Genomic DNA, 505 nt, shown 5'->3' on the forward strand with positions numbered 1-505 from the left:
CTTATCAGCTAGAGAGTTGGCGTCCTGGAGAAGGGATTTTGTTGCGTGCAAGCTCCAATTATTGGGGGGAGGCGCCTAAATTGAAGAAGATTTTAATTCGCCATGTTGCGGAACCTGGAACGCAACGTTTATTATTGGAAAAACACGATATCGATGTTGCACGTAATCTGATGCCAGAGGATTTGGCAGATCTTCAAGCAACAACGGATATTAAAGTTGAAAGAGTGTTAGAGCCATCCGTGATCATATGGGGGTTCAATGTGACAAATCCAATTTTTGCCAATGAAAAAGTGCGTTTAGCGATGCGCTATCTTATTGACTATGAAGGACTCGGTAAGACTCTTCTCAAAGATGTTGGTATTCCACGTGCAAGTTTTATTCCTCTTGGTAATCTTGGGGCTTTGGATGAAAAAGAAGGACAACCCTTTAAACTTGATCTCCCAAAAGCAAAGCAACTTTTAACAGAGGCAGGTTATCCGGATGGTTTTGAGGCCAGTATTTTTGC

Annotated in this window: 1 protein-coding gene; it reads left to right on the forward strand. The window is 42.2% G+C overall.

The annotated features are described in order from the left end of the window. Positions 1–505, forward strand: a 505-nt coding sequence (locus ACFILA_RS10010; RefSeq protein WP_375661180.1) for an ABC transporter substrate-binding protein, incomplete at both ends; no start/stop codon positions are given.

Source organism: Bartonella sp. CL71SXKL, assembly GCF_042194935.1.
In the GTDB taxonomy this organism is placed as follows: domain Bacteria; phylum Pseudomonadota; class Alphaproteobacteria; order Rhizobiales; family Rhizobiaceae; genus Bartonella.